This is a genomic window from Gordonia sp. NPDC003376 (assembly GCF_053589235.1).
Genome location: NZ_JBSFRM010000032.1, coordinates 1 through 19,321, shown reverse-complemented (window position 1 = coordinate 19,321; position 19,321 = coordinate 1). Strand labels below are relative to the sequence as shown.

Here is a 19,321-nt window from a genome sequence, read left to right as displayed (position 1 = left end):
CTCAGAGCGGCTGTTACACGTGTGACTTAAGGGGCTAATGGTGCGAACGGGATGGAAGCGGACCGTTGCGACGGCGGCGGCTGCGATCGTCGTCGGATCTGCGCTGACAGGTGTCGGTGTCGCGGCGGCCGAGCCGACGGAGACACCTGCGGCTCCGACCACCGGCACCACGGCGACCGAACCGAGCAACCCGGCGAATCCCGCGCCGATGAACTCGTCGAAGATCGAGACACTGGTCCGCGACTCCGCGCAGCAGGTCACCGCGATCGTCTACTCCGCGTCGATGAACAAGCTCATCCCGGTGACGATCCTGCGGCCCAAGGACACCAGCAAGGCCGCCCCGACGCTGTACCTGCTCAACGGAGCCGGCGGTGGCGAGGACTCGGCGACCTGGGCGGCCAAGACCACCTACCAGCAGTTCTTCGCCGACAAGAACGTCAACGTCGTCACCCCGATCGGGGGTGCCTACTCGTACTACACCGATTGGCAGAAGGACGACCCGGTACTCGGCCGCAACAAGTGGACGACCTTCCTGACCAAGGAACTCCCGCCCCTCATCGACAAGGAATTCGACACCACCGGTGTCAATTCGATCGCCGGGATCTCGATGGCCGGGACGTCGGTGCTCAACCTGGCGATCTCGGCACCGGGGCTGTACCGCTCGGTGGCCGCCTACTCCGGATGTGCCCGCACCAGTGACCCGCTCGGTCTGGCCTACATCCGGATGGTGGTCGGTGACCGTGGTCGTGGCGACATCGCCAACATGTGGGGTACTCCCGGTGGTCCGGGCTGGAAGGCCAACGACCCGTACATCAATGCCGAGAAGCTCAAGGGCACCAAGGTCTACATGACCAGCGGCACCGGTCTGCCGGGCCCCAACGACCAACTCAACGCGCCGCTGATCGACGGTGACCCGTTGACCCTGGGCAACCAGATCGTGCTCGGCGGCATCATCGAGGCCGCGGTCAACCAGTGCACGGTCCAGATGACCCAGCGGATGAACGAACTCGGCGTCCAGAACAAGGTGATGTTGCGCCCCACCGGAACCCACTCGTGGGCGTACTGGGAGCAGGACCTCCACGACACCTGGCCGCTGATCGCCGCGGACCTGAAGAACACCGGCAGCCAGAACTAGACGGAACCGGACGCCGCACCCGGCTCCGGACAACCGGCAACCGGTCGAGCCGAGCCGATGCCGGTCGAGACGAGCGAACCCCGGAACCTGCGATCAGGTTCCGGGGTTCGGTGTTCCGGTGTGGTCTCCCGCGGTAGGGCAGCGTTCCGCCCCGAGGATGCGGTGGCGCGTCGGATCTCAGTACGCCATGAACAAGATCTCGTCACGCGAGTAATCGTGACCGGGGTGGTTGTCGGCGAGGTGCTTCTGGACCTTCTCGACGAGCTCGTCCTCGTCCTCACCGCGGAGCATCTCGCCACAGGGGCAGGTCAGTCGGGTCTTCATGACGCGACCCTATCCTTCAGCAGCAGCCGAACGGTCAGTTCGAGACGATTGGTCACGTCGGTTGCCGAGGCGCGTCGCGTCAGCCACTGCACCAGATTCGACATCCACACGTCGGCGAGCACACGGGCGATCGCGAGATCGTCGGCGGTCGGTTCACCGTCGTCGACGATGGCTCCGGCGAAGAGCCGGTCGATGATCCCGGCGACCTGGTCGACCTCGGCGGTGGCCGAAGCGTCGGCGAACATGAACGCGCGGGTCATGGCCTCGGTCAGCAACGGGTCCCGCTGCATCGAGAAGGTGATCATGTCCAGCACGTGCCGGAGCCGTTCGATCGCGTTGTCGCCGCGCAACTGCGAGCGGTCGACGCGCGACTCCACCCGCCCGAGCTCACGGGCGAGTGCCGTCACCAGCAGGTGCACCTTGGACGGAAAGTAGCGATACAGGGTGCCGACGGCGACGTCGGCCTTCTCCGCGACCGTGCGCATCTGCACCGCGTCGTAGCCGCCCTTGGATGCGAGGCTGAGGGTCGCGTCGAGGATTCGACGACGACGGTCACGTTGCGCCGCAGAGCCGGACTCGGTGGGGGCCGGGGTCGCACCAGGGCGCGATTCGGCGGTGTCCGTGGCGGTTACGGCATTGTCAGATGCTGCCATGTGCTCTCGGGCATCCTCACATCATCGGGGAACAGGTCGGGTACCGCTTGCGCGGCCCTCATGGCATATTAGAACAGGTTCTAGTTCTTGGTCACCCTTCGACACAGAGGAATCCCGTGACTCTCGCCACGTCCCCCGAGCAGGCCGCGGTCTGTGAGGCCATCTCGGCCTGGTCGGCGAAGGCCGGCACCGCCGACTCTGCCCGCTCACACCTCGACAAACCCGATGATCAGTGGCGCACGCTGTTCCCGCAGATCGCCGGTCTCGGACTGTTCGCGGCGATCGTACCGGAGTCCGACGGCGGGATCGGCGCGTCATTCGCCGACGTCGCCGCGATGGTCGAGAGGTGCGGCCGGGTGCTGGTTCCGGGTCCGATCGTCGAGACCGTCGCGCTGGCGGTCGCGCTCTCGCGGGTCACCGATCCGCGCCGGGGCCCTCTGATCGCCTCGGTCGTCAAGGGTGCGGTACCCGGTGTGGTCCCGGCGGGCATCCGGGCCGGCCGCGGGGCCTTTGACGTGGTCGAGGGCGCGGTGGATCTGGGTCTCGTGCCCGGTGGTGTCGACGACGCGGCGATCCTGGTGCCGCTCGCGTTCGACGGCGGGCCCGCCCGCTGGCGGATTCTGCCGGCCGGTGTCGGGGTCCGCGAGGGCACTCTCGAGCCCGCCGTCGACGGAGCCGGCCCGGTCTCGACGGTGCGGGTGGCCGGTCTCGCCGAGGGTGACGTGATCGACTGTGGCGCTGACGAATTCGACGTTTTGATCCGCGGTGTGCTGTCGGCCGGACTGGCCGCCCACCAGGCCGGGGTGTGCCGCTGGGCGCTGGACACCGCCGTCGACCACGCCAGGGTACGCACCCAGTTCGGGGCGCCGATCGGATCGTTCCAGGCGGTCAAGCACATCTGCGCCGACATGCTGTGCCGCACCGAACAGGTCGAGGCGGCTGCCTGGGACGCCGCCCGTGCGGTCGAGGACGCGATCAACGCTGATCTTCCGAATCCATCTGTTCGTGAACAACTCGGGCTCGCCGCGGCAGCGGCGGACGTCCTCGTCGCCGATCTGCCGGTCGCGGTGACCAAGGACTGCGTGCAGGTCCTCGGCGGGATCGGCTTCACCTTCGAGCACGATGCGCACCTGTACCTGCGATCGGCGCTCGCCGCCCGGTCGCTGCTCGGGCAAGGGGCACGCGCCCGCCACGCCTCGGCCCGCGACGGGATCGCGGGCCGACGCCGAGCGTTCGAGATCGATCTGTCGGCGGTGGAGGATCGCCGCGCGAACATCCGCGCCGATGCCGAACGGATCGCTGCCGCTGCCGATTCCGACCGACGCGGCGTGCTCGCGGTGAGCGGGTTGCTCATGCCGCACTGGCCCGTGCCCCACGGACTCGGTGCCGACCCGGCCCTTCAACTCCTGATCGATACCGAACTCGAACGGGTCGGCGTCATCCGTCCTGACCTGGTGATCGGCGCGTGGGCCATCCCGACCATCCTCGAACACGGCACCGACGAGCAACGGGACCGCTTCGTCGCGCCGACCCTGCTCGGCGACATCGTGTGGTGTCAGCTGTTCAGCGAGCCCGAGGCCGGCTCCGATCTGGCATCCCTGCGGACGCGCGCCGCCCGCGTCGACGGCGGCTGGACCCTGACCGGCCAGAAGATCTGGACCTCGCAGGCGCACAACGCGCAGTGGGGGATCTGCTTGGCGCGCACCGACGCCGACGCCCCGAAACACAAGGGCATCACCTACTTCCTGGTCGACATGTCGGTACCGGGCATCGACATCCGGCCGCTGCGGGAACTGACCGGCAGGGCGAACTTCAACGAGGTCTTCCTCGACGACGTCTTCGTCCCCGACGCGGACGTGGTGGGCCGGATCAACGGCGGTTGGCGCCTGGCCCGCACCACACTGGCCAACGAGCGGGTCGCGATGGGCGGCTCGGGTCTCGGCAAGGAGATGGACGCCCTGCTGGCCCAGATCTCCGAGCTGGGCCGCGAACTCACCGACGCCGAGCTCGCCGCGCTGGGCCGGCTGGTCGCCGACGCCCACATCGGCCGGGTCCTCGACGCCCGGGCGGTCACCCGCCGCCTCGCCGGCCACGATCCCGGCGCCCTCTCGAGCGTCCGCAAACTGATCGGCGTCGCCCACCGGCAGTCGGTCCCCGACTTCGCCCTCGACATGCTCGGCGTCAACGGACTGACGGGCGGTCCGGTCTCGGAGCTCGTCCTGCAGAACCGATGCTTGTCGATCGCCGGCGGCACCACCCAGATCCTGCGTACCGCGGCGGCTGAACACATTCTCGGTCTGCCGCGTTCCTGACCGTGCCCCGGCCGGAGAGCATGGTCCGAACCCCCTGATCATCCCGTAAAACCGACATGCGTACCGTCATGTCTGCTACAACTAGAACAGGTTCTATTTCCAGTGAGGAGGCGCAGAGTGGACTTTGCGCTCAGCGCGGAGGCCGTCGCCGTCGGCGACGTGGCCGCGGACGTGTTCTCCCGGCATGGGTCGCAGTGGGAGTCGAAGTTCGGCCGAGAGGCCAGAGACCCCGATCCCGCGGCCGTACCCGGAGGCTTCGACAACGCCCTCTGGCAGGCGCTCGGCGCCGCCGGACTGACCGAACTCGCGTTGCCGGCCGCATTCGGCGGCGACGATCTCGGGCTGCTCACCGTCCTGCCGCTGCTGCGGCGGATGGGGGAGTCGGCCGGGGTGGCCCCGATCCTCGGATCGCTGACCTCTGCGCTCGTTCTCGCCACCGCAGACCCCGAGATCGCAGACCCCAAGATCGCAGACCCCGAGATCGCAGGCCCCGAGATCGCAGACCCCGAGACCGTCGGTCCCCGGGCACGATGGGGCCGCACCCTCACCGGCGGGACCTGGCATGCGATCGCCCTCGGCGAGGTCGGCGACCCGCTCACCGCCACACCGCGCACCACCCTCGCCGACGGCAGGCTCACCGGCACCAAGACCGGCGTGCTGCACGCCGACGGTGCCACCGCCTTCCTCGTGGCCGCCGACGCCGGGGTGGTGGCCGTCGCCGCCGACGCTCCGGGTATCACGATCACCCGGACCGCCACCTCGAGCGGGTGGGGCGAGTTCACCGTCACCTTCGACGCCGTGCCCGTCGCCGCCGACGACCTGCTCACCACGGACCTGTCCGTGCTGCGGGATCGCTACCGGATCGCCCTGTGCGCCTATGCCGACGGCCTGGTCGCCGGGGCCACCCGGCTCACCGCAGACCACGTCTCCACCCGCGAACAGTTCGGCAAACCGATCGCCCTGTTCCAGGCGGTCGGGCAGCAGCTCGCCGACATCTACGTGATCGGCCGGGCGATGAACCTCGCCACCACCGCAGCGGCCTGGCGGATCTCCGAAGGTCTTGACGCACAGCAGGATCTGGGAATCGGTACCTACTGGATGGCCGCCGAGATCCCCGCCACCCTCCGTACCATGACCCACCTGCACGGCGGCGTCGGCGTCGACCTGACCTATCCGCTGCACCGGTACTTCTCGATCGCCAAGGACCTCGCCCGACTGGCCGGTGGCGGGCAGGCACGCCTCGACGAACTCGCCGCAGGCACCGGGCATCCCGCGACCGACGTGGCGGGAGCCGCCTGATGTTCATCGACCTGACCCCCGACCAGCAGGCACTCAAGGCCCAGGTGCGCGAGTACTTCGCCTCGCTGATCGGCACCGACGACGCCCACACCATGCTCACCGAGCGGCACGGGCCCACCTACCGCCGGGTGATCAAACAGATGGGCACCGACGGCTGGCTCGGCGTCGGCTGGCCGAAGGAGTACGGCGGCAAGGGTTTCGGTGAGATCGAACAGCAGATCTTCACCAACGAGGCGGTCCGCGCCGACGTCCCGCTGCCCGCGGTCACGCTGCAGACCGTCGGACCCACCCTGCAGGTCCACGGCACCGCCACGCAGAAGGATCGCTTCCTTCCCCGAATCCTCTCCGGCGACGTACATTTCGCGATCGGTTACACCGAACCGGACGCCGGCACCGATCTCGCCTCGCTGAGCACCACCGCCGTCCGCGCGGGCGACCACTACGTCGTCAACGGGCAGAAGATCTTCACCACCGGCGGCCACGACGCCGACTACATCTGGCTGGCCGTCCGCACGGACCGGAATGCCCCGAAGCACAAGGGTATCTCGATCCTCATCGTCGACACCACCGATCCCGGGTTCTCCTGGACCCCGATCATCACCGCCGACGGGGCCCACCACGTCAACGCCACCTACTACAACGACGTCGTGGTGCCCGCCGACATGCTGGTCGGGGAGGAGGGTGGCGGCTGGAAGCTGATCACCACCCAGCTCAACCACGAGCGCGTCATGCTCGGTCCGGCCGGCCGCATCGAGGGGCTGGCCGCGCGTGTGCGCGACTGGGCGGCCCGCCCGGGAGCCGACGGCACCCCCATCGCCGCCCGGCCCGACGTCCGGCGTGCGCTGGCGCAGATCGACGCCTACGCCCGCATCAACGAACTGCTCAACTGGCAGGTCGCCTCCACCGGCGAGGCCATCTCGATGGCCGACGCCGCCGCGACCAAGGTGTTCGCCACCGAACGGCTGCAGACCGTGTGCCGGATGCTAGACGAGATCGTCGGACGCCACGGTGATTTCACCGACCCCGACACCGCGGCACTGGTCGACTGGTTGGATGTGCAGCAGAAGCGCAACATCGTCATCACCTTCGGTGGTGGTGTCAACGAGGTGATGCGCGACATGATCGCCACCGCCGGACTGGGACTGCCGAGGGCCAAACGATGACATCGGTTACCGCACAGTCTGTTCACACGCCAGATCAGATCCGCGCCGCCGCCGGGCGGATCCGGGCCGACGGCCCCAGCGCACCGGTAGCCGGCCGTGACCCGGTCAATCGTCCGATGATCAACAACTGGGTCGAGGCGATGGGCGACACCAATCCGATCTACGTCGACGCCGACGCCGCGCGGGCCGCCGGACATCCCGGCATCGTCGCGCCCCCGGCGATGGCCCAGGTGTGGACGATGCGCGGACTCAACGGGGTCCGCACCGCCGACGACCCGCTCGGCCGGGCCACCGAACTGTTCGACGCCGCCGGCTACACCTCGGTGGTCGCCACCAACTGCGACACCACCTATCACCGCTATGTCGAGGTGGGTGAGGAGGTGGAGCTCAGCGCGGAACTGGTCGACGTCACCGGTCCCAAGACCACCGCACTGGGCGAGGGCTGGTTCTTCACCACCCGCAACATCTGGTCGGTCGGCGACGAGGTGGTCGCCGAGATGGACTTCCGCATCCTGAAGTTCCGCCCGGCCGCCCCGGACACCGAGTCCGGCGCCGACACCGACGGCATCACGGTCGCCGACGTGCCGGAGGATCTCGACCCGTCGACCATGTTGCGCCCCAGCGTGTCCCGCGACACTGAGTTCTTCTGGGACGGTGTCGCCGCACACGAACTGCGCATCCAGCAGCGCCCCGACGGCAGCCTGACCCACCCGCCTGTACCGGCCACCTGGAAGCCCCGGGCCGGCGACGGCACGGTGCCGGCCACCGACCACGTCGTCGCCGCGGGCACGGGCACCGTGTTCAGCTACATCGTGCACCGCGCCCCCAAGGTGCCCGGCCGGCAACTGCCGTTCGTCGTCGCGCTCGTCGAACTCGACGAGGGAGTGCGGATGCTCGGTGAGCTCCGCGGCGTCGACCCGGACGATGTGCGGATCGGAATGTGCGTGCGCGCAACCTATCTCGACTTCCCCGCCGACGATCGTGGAGCGGCCTGGACGCTCTACGCGTGGGAACCCCAGGAAGGACCGGCATGACCATCGAGGCCACCTCCGCGTCGGTCGCCGGGGATGCGGTGTCCGTGGGTGACACGCTGCCCCCGCTGACCATCGAGGCCACCCCCACCTTCATCGTGTCCACCGCCCTGGCCACCCGCGACTTCCAGGACGTCCACCACGACCGGGATCTGGCCCAGGCCAAGGGATCGGCGGACATCTTCGTCAACATCCTCACCGACACCGGGCTGGTGCAACGGTTCGTCACCGACTGGGCCGGACCGTCCGCCCGGATCGGATCGATCCGACTCAAGCTCGGTGTGCCCTGGTACGCCCACGACGCCGTCACCTTCACCGGTGAGGTCACCGCACGTGACGGCGATCAGCTGACCGTCGCGGTCACCGGTACCAATTCGCTGGGCAAGCACGTGATCTCGACGGTCACCCTCACCCTCGGCCGGAAAGGCGGGCGCTGATGGGCACGCTGTCGGGCAAGGCGGCGATCGCCGGGATCGGCGCCACCGAGTTCTCCAAGGATTCCGGCAGGAGCGAACTGCGTCTGGCCGCCGAGGCCGTGAACGCCGCGATCGCCGACGCCGGACTCACCCCGGCCGACGTCGACGGACTGGTCAGCTTCACCATTGACACCAACGCCGAGATCGCCGTCGCCCGTGCGGTGGGGATCGAGGAGATGACCTACTTCTCCCGCATCCATTACGGCGGCGGTGCGGCCTGTGCCACGGTCCAGCAGGCGGCGATGGCCGTCGCGACCGGTGTGGCCGACGTCGTCGTCGCCTACCGCGCCTTCAACGAGCGCTCGGGATTGCGGTTCGGACAGGTCAATTCGGCGGTCGCCAACCAGGAGAACTCGTCGGGGACCGACAATGCCTTCTCCTACCCGCACGGCCTGTCCACACCGGCGGCCTTCGTCGCGATGATCGCGCAACGCTACATGCACGACTACGGTGCCACCAGTGCCGATTTCGGGCGGATCGCGGTGGTCGACCGCAAACATGCGGCGGTCAATCCCCGTGCCTTCTTCCACGGCAAACCGATCACCCTCGACGACCACCAGTCCTCGCGCTACATCGCCGAACCACTCCACCTGCTCGACTGTTGCCAGGAATCCGACGGTGGCGTGGCGATCGTGGTGGTGTCGGCGGAGCGCGCCGCAGACCTTCCGCATCGCCCGGCGGTGGTCGCCGGTGCCGCGGCCGGCAGCGCCCGGGACCAGTTCATCATGACCAGCTACTACCGTGACGATCTCGCGGCCCTGCCCGAGATGGGGCTCGTCGGTCGCCAGCTGTGGAACCAGTCGGGGCTGCAACCCGGGGACATGGACGCGGCGATCCTCTACGATCACTTCACCCCGTACACCTTGCTGCAACTGGAGGAGCTCGGCTTCTGCGGGCGTGGTGAGGCAAAGGATTTCGTCGCCGAACCCGGCGCGCTCGAGGTGGGGGGGCGCCTCCCGCTCAACACCCACGGCGGCCAGCTCGGCGAGGCCTACATCCACGGTATGAACGGTATCGCCGAGGCCGTTCGCCAGCTTCGTGGTGACTCGGTCAACCAGGTACCCGACGCCGCCCGCGTGGTGGTCACCGCCGGCACCGGTGTCCCGACCAGTGGTCTGGTGCTGACCGCACCCTGAACCGCGCACGCCCCACCACTTCCCCCCCGCCCGACCACCGACCCGAACAGCCGCCCTCTCTGTTTCCCATCTCCGACATTCGAGGCCCCGAGGAGTTCGACCAATGAGCCCAGAATCCGCCGCCGAGACCAAGTTCAACCTGGCCGATGTGTTCGAGACCGTCGCCGACGCCGTCCCGGACCGCATCGCGCTCAGCTACGAGGGGCGCCAGATCGCCTACCCGGAACTGGACCTCCTGGCCAACCGGGTCGCACACCTGCTGCTGGACAACGGGATCGCCGCCGCCGACCATGTGTCCCTGTTCCTCAAGAACAGTGTGGAGCACGTCACCAGCCTGCTCGGTGTCCTCAAGATGCGTGCGGTGCCGGTCAACGTCAACTACCGCTACACCGACCCGGAACTGCAGTACGTCTTCGACAACTCCGACTCGCGCGGCATCGTCGTCGAACTGCCCGAACACCAGCGCAGCGTCGCCGCCCTGATGGGGGAGCTCCCCGAACTGCGCACCGTGTTCGTCATCGGTGACATCGTCGACGAACTACGATCTGCCGCCGCCGGTCTGCCCGACGGGCGCACCGTGGCGATCGTGTCGTTCGCCGAGGAGGCCGACAAGTCCGAGGCGCGCGACTTCGAGCCGCGCACCGGTGACGAGCTGTACCTGATCTACACCGGCGGCACCACCGGCTACCCCAAGGGGGTCATGTGGCGCCACGACGACTTCTTCCGCAAACCCATCTCCGGCGGCAACCCATACGGGGACCCGCGCAAGGACCTCGCCGAGATCGGCACGGCGGTCAAGGATTTCCCGTCCATCGCATTCCTGCTCGCGGCCCCGCTGATGCACGGCGCCGCGTCGTACTCGCTGTTCACCTTCTTCACCCTCGGCGGCCGCCTGGTGCTGATGCGTGACTTCGATCCGGCCGGTATCGCCGAACTCATCGGACCCGAGCAGGTGCAGATCGTGCTCATCGTCGGCGACGCCATGGGCATGCCGCTGGTGGAGGAGATGGAACGCCGCACGGACGAGATCGACCTGTCGTCGCTGTTCTCGGTGACCTCCGGCGGCGCGATCTGGTCGCACCACAACCGTGAACGGTTCCTCGCACTCAAGCCGGACCTGATGCTGCGCGACAACTTCGGGGCCTCCGAGTCGGGCAACGACGGCGAGATCATGATGGACGACAACGGCAACCTCACCGTCCCGCCCACCGATCGGATGATGGTCGTCGACGAGCGGCTCACCCCGATCGTGCCCGGATCGGGCGACGTCGGCTACATCGCGCGCATCGGCAACGTACCGCTCGGCTACTACAAGGACGAGGAGAAGTCGGCGCGCACCTTCCCGACCCTGCCCGACGGCCGTCGGATCTCGATCCTCGGCGACATGGGCACGGTGGAGGCCGACGGCTCCATCGTCTTCCTCGGCCGCGGCTCGCAGTGCATCAACACCGGCGGCGAGAAGGTGTACGCGGAGGAGGTCGAGGCCGTCCTGCACGCCCACCCGGCGATCGCCGACGCCCTCGTCGTGCCGGTGCCCGACGACCGTTACGGCCAGCGGGTGGCCGCGGTCGCCCGGATCGCCGACGGGGCGGCCGAACCCTCGATCGACGACATCCAGGTGTTCTGCAGGGAATCGCTTGCCGGATACAAGGTTCCGCGCACCGTGGTGTTCGTGGACGAGGTCAGGCGCACCCCGGCCGGCAAGGCCGACTACCGCTGGGCCAAGGCCACCGCGGCATCGGCGGGACAGCCGACCCCGGCCTGAGTGGCAGTTGTCGGATCGGCGAGCCGCGGTACCGGCTGCGACGGTTCAGGACGCTGCTGCGGCCAGTGCCTTCTTGCGACGGGCCAGGACGCCGATCGCCCCGCCGACAGAGGCGAGGAGTGCGACCACACCGACACGCTCGTGTGACAGGGGATGCTTGACCGCCGCATCCAGCGAGTAGCGGCCGGGGCCGGCCAGAACGATTGCCGCCGAGGACAATCCGAGAACTGCGGGAAACTCCAGGCCGCCGTTCTGGGAGAAGAACCCGCTGGGACGATGAACGTCGGCTGCGGCGATCATCGCGGCCGCCCCGACCGCAGCCGCCACCCGCGTGCCGGCGCCCAGGACGACGAGCCCGCCCGCGGCCTCACTGATACCGGCGGCGACCGCCGCCGGTTTGGCCGGCTCGAAGCCCATCTGCTGCATACCTGCGGCAGTGCCGTCGATGCCGGGCCCACCGAACCAGCCGGCGAGTTTCTGCGTGCCATGCGCGAACAGCGTCGCACCCACCGCGACGCGCAGCGTCAGCAGTCCGGCATCGAGTGCGCGAGAGTTCTTCGAAGTAGGGGCCATGAGTTGTTTTCCTTCCTAACGACCGATCTAACAGGACTCTAGTCCGTTTATCGGCCGGGTCGCCACCGGAGTCCGATCGTGGAGCCCGGTGTGGCGTGGCCGGGCCCTGACGTCGGGATGCCACCCACCGTGCGCTCACCTGTCGGGACCGCGACTTGTCGGGGGTGCGGGACGCGATCAACCCCCTCCGGTCACCTGCAGTCCCGCCCACAGTGCGACGACGGCCGCCACCAGCGTCGGTGGCACCGTCGCGGTCCCCAGCAACAGGAACCGCCGCGTGGGCGGTGATGCGGTGTGCCGGTGCATGAGGTCGCGCCACAACAGGTTGGCGAGGGATCCGAAGTAGCCGAGGTTGGGGCCGATGTTCACGCCGAGCAGCATGGCCAGCGCCAGCCCCGGCTCGTGGGCCACCATCGGCAGCAACAACAGCGTCGCGGGCAGGTTGTTGAGCAGATTCGCGATCACCGCGGCCAGTGCGGCCACGGCCAGCAGCGCCCACAGCTGCGTCCCCGACGGGATCAGGGTGGCGATCGCGTCGCCGACGGGGCCGAGCCGGATCGGCAGGATGATCACGCCGAGGGCGGCGACGAAGCCGAGGAACGGGATGTTCGCCGCGCGCACCACCCGCACCGTCGTCGACACCGGGGTGCGACGCAGCAGTGGTGCCACCATGACCACGGCACCGATCGCCGCGACCATCGACAACGGCACCCCGAGCGGCTCGGCGACGACGAACCCGATCAGGATGAGCGCCAACGCGATCAGCGTGCCGATCGGAGGTCGGCGGACGGCGTCGGGGGTGCCCACCGGGCGGTCGGCATCGCGGGGCCGGCGTAGGTCGTCGGCGAAGAACCACCGGAACAACAAGTACTCCACCACGATCGCGGCCACCCACGGTCCGGCCATCAGTCCGGCGAACCCCAGGAAGCCGAGTCCGGTGGCCGAAAAGGCCAGCAGATTGGTCAGATTGGAGACGGGGAGCAATGTCGAGACACTGTTGGCGAGATGCGCGGTGGCCGCTCCCACCGGTGTGACCCGGACCCCGATCCGGCGTGCGGTGGCCACCGCGACCGGGGTGAGCAGGACGATCGTCGTATCGATCGACAGCACGGCGGTGGTCAGGGCCGCCGCCGTGAACACCAGCCCGAGCAGCCGCGTGGGCGACCCACGGCTGGACCGGGCGAGTACGCCGCCGATCCACGCGAACACCCCGGTCTGCGCACACACCTCGGCGATCACCAGCATGGCGGCGAGGAATCCGATGGTGGGGCCGATGAACTCGAGTTCGGAGCCGACCTGACCCCACGACACCACCCCGAGGACCGCCAGCAGCACCGCCGCGGGGACGGCGACGACGGCGGCCGGAATCCGGGTGGCCCACACCGCGACACCGATGACCGCCACCAGCGCGCACACCGCGAGGACGGTGCCGAGAACACTGTCGGCGGTCAGCACCGCCGTCCCCGGCGCAGGTCAGTCCGGCTGTGGTGCATGGGTCCGCTCGGCCGGCTCCGGATCGGGGCGCGGTTCATCGGGATGCGTGCCGTCGGGGTGGGTGTCGTCGGGGTGGGTGTCACCGACGAATGCATCGAGCGCGACCACCCGGCGCGGGGAGATCGCCGTGATCGCCACCGACCCGACGAGCAACACGGCACCGAGCACCACACAGGCCTGGTTCATCGGGTCGACGAAGGCGTTCCGTGCGCCTTCCAGGACCTGGTCGCCGAGGGCCCCGGGTAACCGCTTGGCCACCTCGGTGGCCTCGGCCAGTGATCGGGTGATCCGGTCTGCGGCGTCGCCGGCCTGCGCGACGATCATCTGACCACCCGCGGTGTCCCCGGCGGCGATCCGTTGCTCCCCGGCGGTGGTGAGCTGCTGCCGGGCGGCGTCGGCGGTGGAGCCGATCCGGTGCGCGTACCCGGCGGCGAGGAGGCTGCCGGCAAGGGCGATGCCGATCGCGGCACCGATCTCCCGGGCGGTGTCGTTGACCGCCGACCCCACACCCTGATTGTCGAGGGGGGTGTTGGCCATGATCGCCGTGGTCGACGGAGCTGTCGACAGGCCGATGCCGATGGCGCACACCGCGAGCATCCATGCCAGCGCCCAGTAGGTGTCGTAGTCGATCAGTCCGATCAGCAGCAACCCGACACCGGCGATGAGGATGCCGCCGCCCAGGACGAAGCGCAGCGAGTCGAAGCGCACCGCGATCCAGTTGCCGAGCAGGGCGAACACACTCACCCCGAGCACCATCGGCATCAGTGCGAACGCCGAACCGAGCGGCGAGTAGCCGAACACCAGCTGCAGACGCTGCAGCAGCAGGTAGAACGCGCCGAAGGAGGCGAAGAACTGCAGCGCGACGGCCAGCGATCCGGCACCGAAGGCCCGGTTGGTGAACAACCGGACGTCGAGGAGGGTGTTGTCCAGACGCAGTTCGACGACGCAGAACACCGCGGCGAGTACCAGGCCGCCGACCAGTGTGAGGAGCACCAGGGCGTCGTCCCAGCCGCGGTGCGGGGCCTCGAGCAGACCGAACACCACACCGGCGATCGCCAGGATGGAGATGATCGACCCGATGACGTCGAACCGTTTCGGGTGCTGATCGCGTGAGCTGCCGATGGTCAGGCAGAACAGCGCGCTGACCACCGCCGACACCGCGAAGGTGATGAAGATCGAATGCCACGAGAAGAACTCGAGGAGAACACCGGAGACGAAGAACCCGGCGATGGCGCCCGCACCGGCGATCGCCGCCCAGATACTGATGCCGAGGCTGCGTTTGTCCTCGGGCACACCGGAGGTGATCAGCGACAGCGTCGTCGGCATGATGAATGCGGCACCGATACCGGCGACGATCCGGGTGATGATCAGCTGGGTGGGGTCGGCCGCCCAGATCGCCACGAGCGAGCCGATCGCGAAGACGACGAGCCCGGCGATCAGCAGTTCACGGCGGCCGAACCGGTCACCGATCGCCCCGGCCGGCAGCAGCATCGCGGCCAGCGCGAGGGTGTAACCGTCGGCGATCCAGGTCATCTGGCCGGTGTCGGCGTCGAGGTCGATCGCGATGTCGGCGAGGGCGGTGTTCAGTGCGGCCATCGCCGCGACCACCATGCTCACCGATGCACACGCGATGAGGATCAGCCATGCCGAGCGGAGGTCGACGGCCCTGAGTCGCCGGGTCATCGTCCGAGTGCCCACCCTTCGAGTGCCCACCGCGTGATCGCCCCCTGTCCGCGCATCCGTCCATTCCGCAGCTCCCCCGGGTGAAATACGACACGCGAGCAGGAGAGCGAGACACCACGCGCAACCTGTGACACATTTATCACTGGAGTCACAAACCCGGTATGCACGATGGTCATCCCCCGGGTTCCGGCCGAGCGAAAGTGGGAGATCATGGTCGCACCGGTTGCCTCTTCACGATCCACCGACACCCAGACCGTGCGTCTGCACATCTGGCGCGTCCTGACGATGCTGGTCGCGCTCATCGGCGTGGTCTGCGCTCTGGTCCTCATCGTCGTCACCGCGGCCTGAGAACGTTTCGGCCTGAGAACGTTTCGGCCTGCGACAGCGCGGCCCGAGAACGGACTCGCCGCACCGCCCCACCGGGATGTTCCCGACGGTGACGACGCGGCGAGTGGGTCACGCGTTCTTCTCGACGGCTGCGCCGACGGCGGGCAGTGCATCGGCCACATAGCCCTTCGCCTTGCCGCGCAGCGACCCGTATGCCCTGGCCAGGGGCGCCTTGGCGGTCTCGGCCTGGGCGTCGGTCACCGCCAGCAGTGCCTCGGAGGCGGAGTCGGAGTCGGCGGCCAGGTGATCACCGAATGCGGTGCCGGCGGGCTTGGAGTCCCAGAACGGCTGTAGGGCGGTGACGAAGTCCGGCAGCATCAGGTTGGTGGCCTTGCGAACGATGTCGGGCTTGACCTTCTGAGCCGTTGCGTAGGCGGCCTTGACCGCGGCGCCCCCGAGTCCCTTCTGCGCCGAGACCTGGCCGTCGATCACCCCCACGAGGTCGTCGACCACGGCCGCGCGGTTGGTGTCGAGCAAGGACTGCAGCGAATCACTCATCAAGGTTCTCCTCGTCGGTGACGGATCCGGTCGGATGACGGTCACCTGATGTGACCGATCCCAGAGCAGGATAGTCGGCCCGACCATGTTTGCCGGTCAGCCGCGGACGAGCATCACGTTGCCCAGCGCCGGGGCATCATGACGGTTGGCGACGGTGGCGGTGATCAGCAGCCGATCGCCCTCGTCCCAGAGCGAGACGGTCAGCGTCTCGCCGGGAAAGACGACGCCGGCGAAGGTCGCCGAGAAGTCGGCCACCGCCGTCACGTCACCGCCGAGTGCGGCGTCGACGACGGCACGGCACACCGTCCCGTAGGTGCACAGTCCGTGCAGGATGGGGCGGTCGAACCCGGCCTTCACGGCGAAGTCCGGGCTCGAGTGCAGTGGGTTGCGGTCACCGCACAGTCGGTACAGCAGAGCCTGATTCGGCAAGGTCGGCACCGCGATCCGATGATCGGGGGTGCGGTCGGGGTAGGTCACCCGGGCCGACGTCCCCCGCTCGCCACCGAAGCCGCCCTCGCCCTTGGCGAAGATCGACGACCGTGCGGTCCACAGCGGGCGGCCGTCCTCTCCGGTGGCGACCTTCTCCTGCACGATCACCGCGGCCGATCCCTTGTCCTGGATCTCGGCGATCGTGGTGTGCACGGTGGCCTTCCCCGACGCAGGGATCGGGCGGTGCGGGGTGATCTGCTGGCTGCCGTGCACCACCTTGGCCAGATCGATCTCGATACCGGGGAAGCTCACCGTGGGGGCCTCCACGGCATGGAACGACTCGGCGACGGTGGTGAAGGTGGGCAGCACCTTGGGGGCGACGTCGTCGACATAGGCCAGTCCTGCGGCGTCGAGCGGGTCGGCGGCCGCGCCCACTGCGAGGTGATAGAGCGCCACATCCGACGCCGACCACGCGAACGACACCTCCGGCAGTTCGGCACCGAGCGCCACGGACAGGTCGATCGGCATGCTCAGTTCTCCTTCTTCGGTCCGGATGTGCCGGTCGCCGAGGCGGTTTCGGCGTCGGTAGGCGAGGCGCAGTTGAGTGCGGCGAGATAGCCGAAGACGATCGCCGGGCCGATGGTGGCGCCGGGACCGGCGTAGGTGTGACCCATCACCGGGGCGCTGGTGTTGCCCGCGGCGTAGAGGCCGTCGATCACCGAACCGTCGGCGCGCAGCGCGCGGGCGCGCGCGTCGGTGTCGATGCCGCCTTTGGTGCCGAGGTCGCCGGGCACCATCTTGACCGCGTAGAACGGCGCCTTGTCGACGACGCCGAGGCTCGGATTGGGCTTGTTGGTGACGTCCCCGTAGTAGTGGTCGTAACCGCTGGTGCCACGACCGAAGTCCTCGTCGACCCCGGCACGGGCGAAGCCGTTGAAGCGATCGGTGGTGGCGCGCAACGCCTCTGCGGACACACCGATCTTCTCGGCCAGCGCCTCGACGGTGGCGGCCCTGACCACCACGCCGGACTCGAACCACTTCTTGGGCAACGGCTGGCGCGCGTTGACACCGGCGAACAGGTAGCGGTTGCGGCAGCGCTGGTCGAACACCATCCACGCCGGGACGTTGGTGCCGGGGCCGTCACCCTGACCGAACTCGCCGCCGTACATGTGGTGTACCGCTTCGACATACGGCAGCGATTCGTTCATGAATCGTTCGCCGCGTTCGTTGACCATGAAGGTCCCCGGCACCGCGCGCTCGGACAGTGCGAACCAGGGGCCGCGGGGCAGCGGGATGGTGGGACCCCACCAGGCGTCGTCCATCAACGAGACCGCAGCACCGATCTTGAGTCCGGCGTTGATACCGTCGCCGGTGTTCGACGGTGCGCCGGTGGTCCAGTCCGAGCCGATCGGCTCGCGCTGGTACTTCTTGCGCATCTCGACGTTGTGCTCGAAGCCGCCGCAGGCGAGGATCACGCCACGGTCGGCGCGCAGCTCGATCCGGGTGCCCTCGTGTTCGGCGATCACGCCGACGACGCGGTCGTTCTCGGTGACGAGATCGACCAGACCGGTCGAGAGCTTCAGTGGCACACCGGCCTTGCGCACACCCAGTAGCAGCTCGGCGGCGAGTGCCGCTCCCATCGCGATGAGCTTCTTGCCGCGCGAGCGCGCCCAGAAGAACCGGCCACCCACCTTGGCCATCCGCAGTGGGCCGCGCCAGTGCCGCAGTCCGGTGTTGAGCCAGCGGTAGTCCGACTGCAGCACCACCATGTTCAGTGGTGCCTTGGTGTACTGGGGGTGCAGGGTGTCGAGGTCGGCGCCGAGGGCGCGGGCGTCGAAGGGTTTCGGTTCCACGCTGCGTCCGCCGAGGCGTCCGCCGGGTGCCTCCGGATAGTAGTCGGAGTAGTTCTTGACCCATTCGAGTTCCAGCGGGGCGTGCGCCATCAGGAAGTCGAGGGCCTCGGCGCCGCGGTCGATGTAGGTGTCGATCTTCTCCGCGGGGGCATGGTCACCGATGATCGCGTGCACGTACTGCCGGGCGAGTTCACGGTCGTCGGGGACGCCGTCGCGCTGCAGGACGGAGTTGCCGGGAATCCAGACACCGCCGCCGGAACGGGAGGTGGAGCCGCCCCAGTACGGGGACTTCTCGATGATCACCGTGCGCAACCCCTGCGCCGCGGCGGTGATGGCGGCGGACAGGCCCGCGGCACCGGCGCCGACGACGATGACGTCGTAGCTCTCGGTCATGAATGGTCCCTTCGTGTGCCACTGGTGGAACGTGTTCTCATTCAGAATTAGAACACGTTGCAGAAACGGTGCGCCAGTGGGTGCGACTGGATGGTGCGCGAGACGGGCCAAGCGTGCGCGGGGTTCGAGAGGAATGCGGCGTGCGGGAACTGTGACCACGGCGCCTGGGTGGTCATCGCCGGTGGGTCCCAGGGCGTGGGGCGTGCTTCGCCCACCGGCCGGCGGATGCGGGCGTCAACCGGGTCCTGATCGCCAGGAAGCCCGGGCCGCCGGCACAGGTGCAGGCCGTCGACCTCGCCGCCGAAGGCTCGGTCGACCGGATCGTCGAGCCACCCGCCCCGAATGATGATCAAGCCGGGACCGAGCGAAGCGGGAAGCCCCCGAGTGATGATTGAGCCGGGACCGAGCGGAGCGAGGACCCCTGAACGATGATTGAGCCGGGACCGAGCGGAGCGAGGACCCGTGTCGAAATCTCCGCAGCGTGGGCTGGGTGGTGACCGCCTCCGAGGTGGTCGCGTTGGCGAGGTCGGCCGGCGGGGGTTTCGACTCGACTTGTCGCTGCGCTCCTCGTCGGCTCAACCACCAACGGGCGGTTGGTGGTTGCGTGGTGCTGTCGGCCGGCGGGGGTTTCGACTCGACTTGTCGCTGCGCTCCTCGTCGGCTCAACCATCATGTGGCTCTTGGTGGTTGAGCCGGGACCGAGCATCGCGAGGACCC

General features: G+C 68.7%; 18 protein-coding genes. 9 read left to right on the top strand and 9 right to left on the bottom strand.

What is annotated here, in order from left to right; translation table 11 throughout:
- Positions 1–40: 40 nt before the first annotated feature.
- The gene (locus tag ACWDUA_RS22485) at positions 41–1,135 is read left to right on the top strand and encodes an alpha/beta hydrolase (protein WP_449753237.1); all 1,095 of its coding nucleotides are present in this window, start codon (positions 41–43) and stop codon (positions 1,133–1,135) included.
- Between the two features lie 177 nt (positions 1,136–1,312).
- Here the strand turns inward: ACWDUA_RS22485 and ACWDUA_RS22480 are convergent, their stop codons facing one another.
- Positions 1,313–1,459, bottom strand: coding sequence for a DUF1059 domain-containing protein (locus tag ACWDUA_RS22480; RefSeq protein WP_449753236.1), 147 nt, complete (start codon positions 1,457–1,459; stop codon positions 1,313–1,315).
- Positions 1,456–2,112 (bottom strand): cholesterol catabolism transcriptional regulator KstR, encoded by a 657-nt coding sequence (kstR, locus tag ACWDUA_RS22475; protein WP_449753235.1) that lies wholly within the window; start codon positions 2,110–2,112, stop codon positions 1,456–1,458. The genes ACWDUA_RS22480 and kstR overlap by 4 nt, the downstream gene beginning before the upstream one ends.
- A gap of 116 nt (positions 2,113–2,228) precedes the next feature.
- On the opposite strand from kstR, the gene ACWDUA_RS22470 reads away from it, so the two are divergent.
- From ACWDUA_RS22470 to ACWDUA_RS22440, 7 genes are all read left to right on the top strand, one after another.
- Positions 2,229–4,424, top strand: coding sequence for an acyl-CoA dehydrogenase family protein (locus tag ACWDUA_RS22470; protein WP_449753234.1), 2,196 nt, complete (start codon positions 2,229–2,231; stop codon positions 4,422–4,424).
- A 117-nt stretch (positions 4,425–4,541) separates the two neighbouring features.
- Positions 4,542–5,723: an acyl-CoA dehydrogenase family protein gene (locus ACWDUA_RS22465; RefSeq protein ID WP_449753233.1), complete on the top strand. Its 1,182-nt coding sequence runs from the start codon at positions 4,542–4,544 to the stop codon at positions 5,721–5,723.
- Positions 5,723–6,886 (top strand): acyl-CoA dehydrogenase family protein, encoded by a 1,164-nt coding sequence (locus ACWDUA_RS22460; protein WP_449753232.1) that lies wholly within the window; start codon positions 5,723–5,725, stop codon positions 6,884–6,886. The genes ACWDUA_RS22465 and ACWDUA_RS22460 overlap by 1 nt, the downstream gene beginning before the upstream one ends.
- Positions 6,883–7,920: a bifunctional MaoC family dehydratase N-terminal/OB-fold nucleic acid binding domain-containing protein gene (locus ACWDUA_RS22455; RefSeq protein ID WP_449753231.1), complete on the top strand. Its 1,038-nt coding sequence runs from the start codon at positions 6,883–6,885 to the stop codon at positions 7,918–7,920. Before ACWDUA_RS22460 ends, ACWDUA_RS22455 begins: the two co-directional genes overlap by 4 nt.
- Positions 7,917–8,354, top strand: coding sequence for a MaoC family dehydratase (locus ACWDUA_RS22450; protein ID WP_449753230.1), 438 nt, complete (start codon positions 7,917–7,919; stop codon positions 8,352–8,354). The genes ACWDUA_RS22455 and ACWDUA_RS22450 overlap by 4 nt, the downstream gene beginning before the upstream one ends.
- On the top strand, positions 8,354–9,529 hold the full coding sequence (locus ACWDUA_RS22445; protein ID WP_449753229.1) for a lipid-transfer protein: 1,176 nt from the start codon (positions 8,354–8,356) through the stop codon (positions 9,527–9,529). Before ACWDUA_RS22450 ends, ACWDUA_RS22445 begins: the two co-directional genes overlap by 1 nt.
- Before the next feature lie 103 nt (positions 9,530–9,632).
- Positions 9,633–11,294, top strand: a complete 1,662-nt coding sequence (locus ACWDUA_RS22440) for an AMP-binding protein (protein WP_449753228.1) — start codon at positions 9,633–9,635, stop codon at positions 11,292–11,294.
- Positions 11,295–11,339: 45 nt separating this feature from the next.
- Here the strand turns inward: ACWDUA_RS22440 and ACWDUA_RS22435 are convergent, their stop codons facing one another.
- The 3 genes from ACWDUA_RS22435 to ACWDUA_RS22425 all read right to left on the bottom strand — a co-directional run bounded on the left by ACWDUA_RS22435 (position 11,340) and on the right by ACWDUA_RS22425 (position 15,044).
- A complete protein-coding gene (locus ACWDUA_RS22435; protein ID WP_449753227.1) occupies positions 11,340–11,867 on the bottom strand; it encodes a DoxX family protein in 528 nt (175 codons plus the stop codon).
- A gap of 177 nt (positions 11,868–12,044) precedes the next feature.
- A complete protein-coding gene (locus ACWDUA_RS22430; RefSeq protein WP_449753226.1) occupies positions 12,045–13,322 on the bottom strand; it encodes an SLC13 family permease in 1,278 nt (425 codons plus the stop codon).
- 18 nt (positions 13,323–13,340) lie between these two features.
- Positions 13,341–15,044 (bottom strand): MFS transporter, encoded by a 1,704-nt coding sequence (locus tag ACWDUA_RS22425; protein ID WP_449753225.1) that lies wholly within the window; start codon positions 15,042–15,044, stop codon positions 13,341–13,343.
- Between the two features lie 210 nt (positions 15,045–15,254).
- Here ACWDUA_RS22425 and ACWDUA_RS22420 point away from each other — a divergent pair, with 210 nt between their 5' ends.
- Positions 15,255–15,392 carry a hypothetical protein gene (locus tag ACWDUA_RS22420; protein WP_449753224.1) on the top strand — a complete coding sequence of 46 codons (138 nt, stop codon included), beginning with the start codon at positions 15,255–15,257 and terminating at the stop codon, positions 15,390–15,392.
- Between the two features lie 108 nt (positions 15,393–15,500).
- Here ACWDUA_RS22420 and ACWDUA_RS22415 read toward each other — a convergent pair whose 3' ends face one another.
- From ACWDUA_RS22415 to ACWDUA_RS22400, 4 genes are all read right to left on the bottom strand, one after another.
- Positions 15,501–15,929: a DUF6918 family protein gene (locus ACWDUA_RS22415; protein WP_449753223.1), complete on the bottom strand. Its 429-nt coding sequence runs from the start codon at positions 15,927–15,929 to the stop codon at positions 15,501–15,503.
- Positions 15,930–16,025: 96 nt separating this feature from the next.
- On the bottom strand, positions 16,026–16,886 hold the full coding sequence (locus ACWDUA_RS22410; protein ID WP_449753222.1) for a MaoC/PaaZ C-terminal domain-containing protein: 861 nt from the start codon (positions 16,884–16,886) through the stop codon (positions 16,026–16,028).
- A gap of 2 nt (positions 16,887–16,888) precedes the next feature.
- On the bottom strand, positions 16,889–18,604 hold the full coding sequence (gene kstD, locus ACWDUA_RS22405; protein WP_449753221.1) for a 3-oxosteroid 1-dehydrogenase: 1,716 nt from the start codon (positions 18,602–18,604) through the stop codon (positions 16,889–16,891).
- Positions 18,605–18,651: 47 nt separating this feature from the next.
- A complete protein-coding gene (locus ACWDUA_RS22400) occupies positions 18,652–18,957 on the bottom strand; it encodes a hypothetical protein (protein ID WP_449753220.1) in 306 nt (101 codons plus the stop codon).
- Positions 18,958–19,321 lie beyond the last annotated feature (364 nt).